Origin of the sequence: Paraburkholderia sp. SIMBA_027, from assembly GCF_046535315.1 — a bacterium.
Taxonomy (GTDB): domain Bacteria; phylum Pseudomonadota; class Gammaproteobacteria; order Burkholderiales; family Burkholderiaceae; genus Paraburkholderia; species Paraburkholderia tropica.
Window position 1 is genome coordinate 338,342 of record NZ_JAWRWY010000009.1, and the last position, 9,840, is coordinate 348,181.

The 9,840-nt window shown below is 63.7% G+C and carries 11 protein-coding genes; 10 read left to right on the forward strand and 1 reads right to left on the reverse strand.

What is annotated here, in order from left to right:
- Positions 1-9 precede the first annotated feature (9 nt).
- The 4 genes from SB764_RS19275 to SB764_RS19290 are packed head-to-tail and all read left to right on the forward strand — an operon-like array spanning position 10 to position 4,002.
- Positions 10-1,029 carry an aspartate carbamoyltransferase catalytic subunit gene (locus SB764_RS19275; protein WP_110325568.1) on the forward strand — a complete coding sequence of 340 codons (1,020 nt, stop codon included), beginning with the start codon at positions 10-12 and terminating at the stop codon, positions 1,027-1,029.
- Between the two features lie 35 nt (positions 1,030-1,064).
- Positions 1,065-2,354: a dihydroorotase gene (locus tag SB764_RS19280; RefSeq protein ID WP_074981697.1), complete on the forward strand. Its 1,290-nt coding sequence runs from the start codon at positions 1,065-1,067 to the stop codon at positions 2,352-2,354.
- A 10-nt stretch (positions 2,355-2,364) separates the two neighbouring features.
- Positions 2,365-3,126 (forward strand): lysophospholipid acyltransferase family protein, encoded by a 762-nt coding sequence (locus tag SB764_RS19285; protein ID WP_080180168.1) that lies wholly within the window; start codon positions 2,365-2,367, stop codon positions 3,124-3,126.
- 60 nt (positions 3,127-3,186) lie between these two features.
- Positions 3,187-4,002 carry a 2OG-Fe(II) oxygenase gene (locus SB764_RS19290; RefSeq protein ID WP_410864359.1) on the forward strand — a complete coding sequence of 272 codons (816 nt, stop codon included), beginning with the start codon at positions 3,187-3,189 and terminating at the stop codon, positions 4,000-4,002.
- 45 nt (positions 4,003-4,047) lie between these two features.
- Here the strand turns inward: SB764_RS19290 and SB764_RS19295 are convergent, their stop codons facing one another.
- On the reverse strand, positions 4,048-4,899 hold the full coding sequence (locus tag SB764_RS19295; RefSeq protein WP_410864361.1) for a symmetrical bis(5'-nucleosyl)-tetraphosphatase: 852 nt from the start codon (positions 4,897-4,899) through the stop codon (positions 4,048-4,050).
- 385 nt (positions 4,900-5,284) lie between these two features.
- Here SB764_RS19295 and rfbB point away from each other — a divergent pair, with 385 nt between their 5' ends.
- The 6 genes from rfbB to SB764_RS19325 all read left to right on the forward strand — a co-directional run.
- A complete protein-coding gene (gene rfbB, locus SB764_RS19300; protein WP_410864363.1) occupies positions 5,285-6,346 on the forward strand; it encodes a dTDP-glucose 4,6-dehydratase in 1,062 nt (353 codons plus the stop codon).
- Positions 6,347-6,358: 12 nt separating this feature from the next.
- Positions 6,359-7,252: a glucose-1-phosphate thymidylyltransferase RfbA gene (gene rfbA, locus SB764_RS19305; RefSeq protein WP_065057257.1), complete on the forward strand. Its 894-nt coding sequence runs from the start codon at positions 6,359-6,361 to the stop codon at positions 7,250-7,252.
- Positions 7,237-7,788, forward strand: coding sequence for a dTDP-4-dehydrorhamnose 3,5-epimerase (gene rfbC / locus SB764_RS19310; protein ID WP_110325574.1), 552 nt, complete (start codon positions 7,237-7,239; stop codon positions 7,786-7,788). The genes rfbA and rfbC overlap by 16 nt, the downstream gene beginning before the upstream one ends.
- 7 nt (positions 7,789-7,795) lie before the next feature.
- Positions 7,796-8,680: a dTDP-4-dehydrorhamnose reductase gene (gene rfbD, locus SB764_RS19315; protein WP_410864366.1), complete on the forward strand. Its 885-nt coding sequence runs from the start codon at positions 7,796-7,798 to the stop codon at positions 8,678-8,680.
- A 76-nt stretch (positions 8,681-8,756) separates the two neighbouring features.
- A complete protein-coding gene (rfaE1, locus tag SB764_RS19320; RefSeq protein ID WP_321905339.1) occupies positions 8,757-9,731 on the forward strand; it encodes a D-glycero-beta-D-manno-heptose-7-phosphate kinase in 975 nt (324 codons plus the stop codon).
- A 32-nt stretch (positions 9,732-9,763) separates the two neighbouring features.
- Positions 9,764-9,840, forward strand: a 77-nt coding sequence (locus SB764_RS19325; RefSeq protein WP_410864379.1) for an NAD-dependent epimerase/dehydratase family protein, incomplete at its 3' end; no start/stop codon positions are given.

Sequence of the window (9,840 nt, forward strand, 5' to 3'; positions counted from 1 at the left end):
CGCATCGCGATGAACACACAGCCCACGCCCGCTTCGCCCGATCGCGGCGACTCGCGCTTTCGCTACGGCTTTCTGAAGGGCAATCCGCAGCTCACGAAAAACGGCGAGCTCAAGCATCTGCTCTCGATCGAAGGACTGCCGCGCAAGATTCTCACGCACATTCTCGACACGGCCACGCAGTTCGTCAGCGTGACCGACCGCGACGTGAAAAAGGTCCCGCTGCTGCGCGGCAAGTCGGTGTTCAATCTGTTCTTCGAGAACTCGACGCGCACGCGCACGACGTTCGAGATTGCCGCCAAGCGTCTCTCGGCGGACGTGCTGAACCTGAACATCAACGCGTCGTCGACGAGCAAGGGCGAATCGCTGCTCGACACCATCGGCAACCTTTCCGCGATGCACGCCGACATGTTCGTCGTGCGTCACGCGTCGAGCGGCGCGCCGTATCTGATCGCCGAGCATTGCGCGCCGCACGTGCACGTCATCAACGCCGGCGACGGCCGTCACGCGCACCCGACCCAGGGTCTGCTCGACATGTACACGATCCGCCACTACAAGCGCGATTTCACGAATCTGCGCGTGGCGATCGTCGGCGACATCCTGCATTCGCGCGTGGCGCGCTCGGACATTCACGCGCTCACCACGCTCGGCGTGCCGGAAGTGCGCGCGATCGGTCCGCGCACGCTGCTGCCGGGCGGCCTCGAACAGATGGGCGTGCGCGTGTTCCACAACCTCGACGAAGGGCTCAAGGATGTGGACGTCATCATCATGCTGCGGTTGCAGAACGAGCGCATGAGCGGCGCGCTGCTGCCGTCGGCGCAGGAGTATTTCAAGAGCTGGGGGCTCACGCCCGAGCGTCTCGCGCTCGCCGCGCCCGACGCGATCGTGATGCACCCCGGTCCGATGAACCGCGGCGTCGAAATCGACTCGCAGGTCGCGGACGGCCCGCAGTCGGTGATTCTCGATCAGGTGAGTTTCGGCATCGCGGTGCGTATGGCGGTGATGGGCATCGTCGCCGGTAACAACGATTGACAACGATTAATGCAGCAGGGCAGACAGGGCAGCGCATGAAGATTCATATTCAAGGCGGCACGCTGATCGATCCGGCGAGCGGCGAACAGACGCGTCGGGACGTGTTCATCGAAGCGGGCAAGATCGCCGCGCTCGGCGACGCGCCCGCGGGCTTTCACGCGGATCGCACGATCGACGCGAACGGACTCATGGTCGCGCCGGGTTTCGTCGACCTGAGCGCACGGCTGCGCGAGCCGGGCTACGAGCACAAGGCGACGCTCGACTCCGAAATGGCGGCCGCGCTGGCGGGCGGCGTGACGAGCCTCGTGTGTCCGCCGGACACCGACCCGGTGCTCGACGAAGCGGGCCTCGTGGAGATGCTCAAGTACCGCGCGGGCAAGCTCGAACGCGCGCACGTGCATCCGCTCGGCGCGCTGACGGTCGGGCTCAAGGGGCAGGTGATCACCGAGATGGTGTCGCTGACCGAGGCGGGCTGTATCGGCTTCACGCAAGCCGATCAGCCGATCGTCGATACCTCGGTGCTGCTGCGCGCGCTGCAATACGCGAGCACGTACGGTTACGCGGTGTGGCTGCGTCCGCAGGATGCGTATCTCTCGAAGGGCGGCGTGGCCGCGAGCGGCGCGCTGGCGTCGCGGCTCGGGCTGTCGGGCGTGCCGCAGAGCGCGGAAACCATCGCGCTTTTCACGCTGTTCGAGATGATGCGCGTGACGGGCGCGCGCGTGCATGTGCAGCATCTGTCGTCGGCGGCGGGCGTCGCGCTCGTGCGCGCGGCGAAGGCCGAAGGGCTGCCGGTGACCTGCGACGTCACGGCGAACCATCTGCATCTGATCGACATGGACATCGGCTACTTCGACGCGCAGTTCCGCCTCGATCCGCCGCTGCGCCAGCAACGCGACCGTGAGGCGCTGCGCGCCGGTCTCGCCGACGGCACGATCGACGCGATCTGCTCGCAGCACACGCCCGTGGACGACGACGAAAAGCTGCTGCCGTTCGGCGAAGCGACGCCGGGCGCGACGGGTCTCGAACTGCTGCTTTCGCTGACCGTGAAGTGGGCGCAGGAAGCGGGCGTGCCGCTCGCGAAGGCGCTGGCGCGCATCACGTCCGCGCCGGCCGCCGTGATGGCGCACGAGGCGGGCGGTGTGAGCGTGGGCGCGCGTGCGGACCTGTGTGTGTTCGACGCGAACACGCACTGGCACGTCGAGCCGCGTGCGCTCAAGAGCCAGGGCCACAACACGCCGTTCCTCGGTTACGAGCTGCCCGCCGTGGTGCGCGCGACGCTCGTGGCGGGGCGCATCGGCTTCGAACGTCATATCGAACGTAACTGAGCGCATCGACATGAGTCTCTTCTTTCGCAAAGCCCGTCTGCTCTCGCATCTGCTGCGCGGCGCGTGGACCGTCGCGATGCGCTTTCCGCGCGCGACGCCCGAAAAACGTCACGCGCTCAATCGCGCCTGGTCGCTGCGGATGCTCGAGCTGTGCGGCTTGCAGCTCGTCGTGCACAACGACGCCGCGCGTCTCGACGCGGGCGCGCTGGTCGTCAGCAATCATATTTCGTGGATCGACATCTATGTGATCAACGCGTGGCGGCCGACGCCGTTCGTCTCGAAGGCCGAGGTGCGTAGCTGGCCGCTGATCGGCTGGTTCGCGCAGAATCTCGACACCGTGTTCATCGAACGCGAAAAGCGCAGCGAAGCGCGCCGCATCATGCAGGAACTGGCCGAGCGGCTGCAGCGCGGCGAACTGATGTGCGTGTTTCCGGAAGGCACGACGACGGACGGTCTCGGGCTCAAGCCGTTTCATTCGAACATGTTCCAGGCGCCGGTGACGGCGTGCACGCCGGTGCAGCCGATCTGCATCATGTACGAGGACGCGCAGGGGCGTCAGTCGCTCGCGCCGGCGTATATCGACGATCTGTCGCTCAAGGATTCGCTCGACGCGATGCTCAAGTCGGGGCCGCTGACCGCGCACGTCTATGTCGGCGACGCGCTGGAACCCGGCGACGATCGCCGCAAGCTCGCGGCGCGCGCGCAGGAGGCGGTGGGTGTGGCGCTGGAGACGATGCGCTCGCAAGGGCAGAACGTGGCGGAGCGGGCGTGAGCGCGCATGAGCGTGCGCGCCGATAATCAGCGAACCAGCAGCGAAAGCAGGACAGACATCATGGATCGTACGGAACTGGGCGCGCGCATCGCGCGGCGCCTCGAAGCGGAACTCGCGCGGCTGCGTGAGCAGTGGACGCAGACGGCGCCTATCAACCATTTCCATATCGACGACGTATTGCCGGACGACGTCGCGCACGAGATTCGCGCCGCATTTCCGGATGCGTCGAAGATGATGCTGCGTAAGAGCCTGCGCGAATTGAAGTACGTGTCGGCGCAAATGGATGCGCACGCGCCGCTGCTCGAAGAGATCATCTTCGCGTTCCAGATGCCGCGCGTGGTGGATCTGGTGAAAGAGATCACGGGACTGCGCTCGCTCTATCCGGACGAGCATCTCTACGCGGGCGGCATTTCGATGATGGGGCCGGGCCACTTCCTGAACCCGCATCTCGACAACTCGCACGACAAGGATCGCGCGCACTATCGCGTGCTCAATCTGCTGTATTACGTGTCGCCGGACTGGGCGCTGGAGAAGGGCGGCAACCTCGAAGTGTGGCCGCAGGGCACGAAGGCCGAACCGACCACGATCGTGAGCCGCTTCAATCGCCTCGCCGTGATGGTGACGAACCAGCACTCGTGGCATTCGGTGTCGAAGAACCAGAGCGCCGAGCAGCGCTGCTGCGTGTCGAATTACTACTTCTCCGATCATCCGGTCGGCGACGACGCGTATTTTCATCCGACGTCGTTTCGCGGTCGCCCGGACGAACCGGTGCGCGATGTCGTGTTGCAGGCCGACGCCGCCGCGCGGGGTCTCGTACGCCGCGTATTCCCGAAGGGCGTGGCGGCGACCACGCACGTGTACAACAAGAAGCGCTGATGCCGACCGGCGCGCTGCGCGTCATGCAGGCGCGCCGGGGCCGGTTCAACCCGATACCGCGCGGCAGGTTTCGCAGGGCACCTGGGTGAGCACGCGCTGAACCGGATCGGCGACCAGCTGCACGGCCGAGAGCCGCTCGCCCCACACGCAGCCCGAATCGAGCCCGACGAGGTTCTGACGCAAGGTCAGGCCAAGCGCCGCCCAGTGGCCGAACACCACCGTGATATCGGCCGTCTTGCGGCCGGGCACGTCGAACCAGGGCAGGGTGCCCGGCGGCGCGGAATCGAGACCGCCGCTCGCGCTGAAATCCATCACGCCGTCGCGATCGCAAAAACGCATGCGGGTGAGCGCGCTGCACGTCACCCGCAGACGCTCGATCCCTTTGAGATTCTTCGACCAGCGGCTCGGCTCGTTGCCGTATAGACCCGCGAGCGTTTCCTTCCAGTTGTCGCGCCGTAGCGCTTTTTCCAGATCGCGCGCGAGTTCCATCGTCAGATCGACGTCCCACTGCGGCAGCACGCCCGCGTGCACCATCAGCATGCCGTTCTCGTAGTGCGCGATCGGGCGATGACGGACCCAGTGCAGCAGATCGTCGGCGTCAGGCGCATTGAGAATGTCGTCGATCGTGTCGCCTTTTTTCGACTTGCGGATGCCCGCCGACACCGACAGCAGATGCAGATCGTGATTGCCGAGCACCGCCACGCCGCGCTCGCCCAGCGCGATCACCTCGCGCAGCGTCGCCAGCGATTCGGGGCCACGATTGATGAGGTCGCCGGCGAACCACAGCGGCGTGTCGGGCGAGGGCGCGGCCTTGGCGAGCAGTTCGCGAAACGGCGTGAGGCAACCCTGGAGATCGCCGAAGGCAAGAGGAGCGGGAGACGGCGCGTGCTTGGTCATGAATCGGAATCAGTTGCAGTACAAGTTGCAGTACAACGCGGTGCGCACGAAGAAGGGAGTGACGGTATCACAGGAATACTTTTGTCGCGTGATCGCACCTGAATTTGACATCATCGAGACAGATGAGCCGCGAGGCAGCGTAGAAAAGGCGCGGTAAGTGTCGGATTAAATTTTGTCAAGCTGTTTCAAGATGTTAGCGGTATGGTTTTCGCTTCCGCTGGCCTTATAATTGCAAGGATAAAATCAGAGCCAGAGTATGCTGGGTGGGTAATTTCTGGCGTTTTTGGCGTCAAAAGTCCCTTTTTTACAGCATTCTTTCGCGCATCTGGCGGCCGGGGTGGTAACGCCAGACCTGCAATCCAACACGCGACAAGAAAGGAGTTCCATGATTCTCGTAACGGGCGGTGCCGGCTTTATCGGCGCCAATTTTGTGCTTGACTGGCTGAGCCAGGCCGACGAAGCCGTTCTCAACGTAGACAAGCTGACCTACGCGGGCAATCTTGGGACGTTGAAGTCGTTGCAGGGCAACCCGAAGCACGTGTTCGCCCATGTGGACATCTGCGACCGCGAGGCGCTCGACGCGCTGTTCGCCGAGCACAAGCCGCGCGCCGTGCTCCATTTCGCCGCGGAAAGCCACGTCGACCGCTCAATTCATGGTCCGGCTGATTTTGTTCAGACGAATGTGGTCGGCACCTTCACTCTGCTCGAAGCCACGCGTCAGTACTGGAACACGCTGCCCGAAGCCGAGAAAGCCGCTTTCCGCTTCCTGCACGTTTCGACCGACGAAGTGTTCGGCTCGCTTTCCGCGACCGATCCGCAGTTCTCGGAAACCACGCCGTACGCGCCCAACAGCCCGTACTCGGCCACCAAGGCCGGTTCTGATCACCTCGTGCGCGCCTACCATCACACGTATGGTCTGCCCGTGCTCACGACCAACTGCTCGAACAATTACGGTCCGTACCAGTTCCCCGAAAAGCTCATTCCGCTGATGATCGCCAACGCGCTCGCCGGCAAGCCGCTGCCCGTCTACGGCGACGGTCAGAACGTGCGCGACTGGCTTTACGTGGGTGATCATTGCAGCGCGATCCGCGAAGTGCTCGCGCGCGGCAAGAGCGGCGAAACGTACAACGTCGGCGGCTGGAACGAGAAGAAGAACCTCGAAGTCGTGCACACGCTGTGCGACCTGCTCGACGAAATGCGTCCGAAGGCAGCCGGCTCGTATCGCGATCAGATTACCTACGTGACGGATCGCCCGGGCCACGATCGCCGCTACGCAATCGACGCGCGCAAGCTCGAACGCGAACTCGGCTGGAAGCCCGCGGAAACCTTTGAAACCGGTCTCGCGAAGACGGTGCGCTGGTATCTGGACAACCAGGCATGGGCCGACGAAGTCGCTTCGGGCGACTATCGCAAGTGGGTCGAAACCAACTACGCGCAACGCACGTAAAAGGCGGTCGACATGGCTCGTAAAGGCATTATTCTCGCCGGCGGTTCCGGCACGCGGCTCTATCCGATCACCCACGCAGTCTCGAAGCAGCTGCTGCCGGTGTACGACAAGCCGATGATCTACTACCCGCTGTCCACGCTGATGATCGCGGGCATTCGCGACGTGCTCATCATCTCGACGCCGCAGGACACGCCGCGTTTCGAGGCGATGCTCGGCGACGGCAGCCAGTGGGGCATGAACATCCAGTACGCGGTGCAGCCCTCGCCGGACGGTCTCGCGCAGGCGTTCATCATCGGTAAGGATTTCGTCGGCAACGATCCGTCGGCGCTCATTCTTGGCGATAACATTTTCTACGGTCACGATCTCGCGAAGCAGCTCGAGCGTGCCGACGCGCAAGAGGCGGGCGCCACGGTCTTCGCTTATCACGTGCATGACCCGGAACGCTACGGCGTGGTCGAATTCGACAAGGGTTTTCGTGCGCTGTCGATCGAAGAAAAGCCCGAGCAGCCGCGTTCGAATTACGCGGTCACGGGTCTGTACTTCTACGACAACCGCGTGTGCGATATCGCGGCGGACATCAAGCCGTCGCCGCGCGGCGAGCTGGAAATCACCGACGTCAACTCGCGCTATCTGAGCGATGGCGCGCTGAATGTCGAGATCATGGGCCGCGGCTATGCGTGGCTCGACACCGGTACGCACGACTCGCTGATCGAGGCGGCAACGTTCATCGCCACGCTGCAGAAGCGTCAGGGTCTCGTGGTCGCCTGTCCTGAGGAAATCGCGTTTCGCCGCGGCTGGATCGGCGCGGAAGCGGTGGAGAAGCTCGCCAAGCCGCTGTCGAAGAACGCTTATGGCAAGTACTTGTTGAACCTTCTTACGGATCAGGTCGCATGGCCATCACGGTAACCGCTACGGCGCTCCCCGAAGTCAAGATCATCGAGCCGAAGGTGTTCGGCGATGCACGGGGCTACTTCTACGAAAGCTTTAACGCACGCGAGTTTGAAGAACTGGTCGCGCCTGGCGTCGTGTTCGTGCAGGACAACCACTCGCGTTCGGCGAAGGGTGTGCTGCGCGGCCTGCACTATCAGATCCAGCATGCGCAGGGCAAGCTCGTGCGCGTGGTGGAAGGCGAAGTGTTCGACGTGGCCGTCGATCTGCGCCGCGACTCGCCGAATTTCGGCAAGTGGGTGGGGGTGACGCTGTCGGCGGAGAATCATCGGCAATTGTGGGTGCCGCCGGGTTTCGCGCACGGTTTTGTCGTGCTGTCGGAGTCGGCGCAGTTCCTCTACAAGACCACCGATTACTGGTTCCCGGAGCACGAGCGCAGCGTCGTCTGGAACGATCCGGCCATCGGCATCGAATGGCCGATCGATTTCGAGCCGCTGCTGGCGGCCAAGGACGCGGCGGGCAAAAAGCTGGCCGACGCCGAAGTCTATGAGTGAGGCGGCGATGGACAAGCAGGCGACCATCCTCGTCACGGGTATCAACGGCCAGGTCGGCTACGAGCTGCTGCGTAGTCTGCAGGGCCTCGGACGTGTTGTCGGCTGCGATCGCGCGGCGCTCGATCTCGACAATCCCGATGCGATTCGCCGCGTCGTGCGCGAGGTGAAGCCAACGCTGATCGTCAATCCGGCTGCCTACACGGCGGTGGACAAGGCGGAAAGCGATGTGGAGGGCGCGACGCGCCTGAACGTGCAGGCGCCGGCCGTGCTCGCCGAAGAGGCGAAGCAGCTGGGCGCGGCGCTGGTTCACTATTCGACCGATTATGTGTTCGACGGCACGAAGGATTCGCCGTATGTCGAGACCGATGCGGTGAATCCGCAGAACGTCTACGGCCGCACGAAGCTGGAAGGCGAGCAGGCGATTGCGGCGAGTGGCTGTGATCATCTGATTCTGCGCACGAGCTGGGTGTATGGGCGGCGCGGCAAGAATTTTCTGCTGACGATGTTGAAGCTGGGCGCGGAGCGCGAGGAGTTGAGCGTGGTGGCCGATCAGATCGGCGCGCCGACGTGGTCGCGCACGATCGCGACGACGACCGCGCATGTGCTCGCACAAGCTGGCAACGCGGGCGATCGCGCTCAGTGGTGGGCGCAACAATCGGGCGTCTATCATCTGACCGCCGGTGGCGCGACTTCGTGGCATGGATTTGCCGAGGCGATTTTCGAATTGTCGTCGCTCGAGAAGCGCCCGGTCGTGAAGCCTATTCCTGCGTCGTCCTATCCGACACCGGCGCAGCGCCCGGCCAACTCCCGGATATCCAACGACAAGTTTGCTGCGGCGTTTGGGGTGCGGGCACCAGACTGGCGAGAAGCATTGGCGCTGTGCATGCAGTAAGGGCAGGGCGCGAACGACGTGCCTGTGCGGCGAATCCTATTTTCTCCAGAAGTTTATGTCCGTAATTAAAAGTGCAATGGTGAAATCGAAGCCGGAACCCGCGCTGCCCACGGTTTCGCGTGAACGGCTGGCGGGGGCTTCCGTGTTGGTTGTCGGCGATGTGATGCTCGACCGGTACTGGTTCGGTGACGTCAATCGAATTTCCCCAGAAGCACCTGTCCCCGTCGTGCATGTGCAGCGCAGCGAGGAGCGTCTGGGCGGCGCCGCGAACGTTGCCTGCAATATCGCCGGACTGGGCGCCGATGCCGCGCTGCTTTGCGTGGTGGGCGTGGACGAGCCCGGCGAGCGGCTCATGACGTTGCTTGCCGAAAGCAATGTGAAGGCATACGCCGAGCGCGACCGTTCGATTTCGACGATCATCAAGCTGCGGGTCATATCCCGTCAGCAGCAGCTTTTGCGCGTCGATTTCGAAGAGACGCCCACCAAGGAAATTCTACTCGCGAGTCTCGCGCGCTTCGATGCGTTGGTCGAGCATGCGCGCGTCGTTTTGCTTTCCGACTACGCGAAGGGGGGGCTGACGCACGTGTCGAGCATGATCGCCACCGCGCGTCGTCTTGGTAAGCCGGTGCTGATCGACCCGAAGGGCGCGGACTGGCAGCGGTATTGCGGCGCGAGCCTGATCACGCCGAATCGCGCGGAACTCCGCGAGGTGATCGGTGCATGGTCGTCCGAGGCGGATCTGACCTCGCGCGTTGCGCAATTACGAAAGTCGCTCGATATCGACAACCTGCTGCTGACGCGGTCCGAGGAGGGCATGACGCTTTTCACCGATCGCGATCCAGTGCATGTTCCCACGGCGGCGCGCGAAGTATTCGATGTGTCCGGCGCGGGCGACACGGTGATCGGGACTGTAGCGGCCATGTTGGGCGCGGGCGTGCCGTTGCTCGACGCTATCGGTTATGCAAATCGCGCAGCGGGTGTCGTCGTTGGCCGGGTTGGGACGTCGCCCATCTCTTACGAAGAATTGTTCGTCGAAGGCGTCGCGGTCTGACGGCCTCTTTACTGGACAACTCAAGAACTACTATGACCCTCATCGTCACCGGCGCGGCCGGCTTTATCGGCAGCAACATCGTCAAGGCGCTCAACGAACGCGGCGAAGA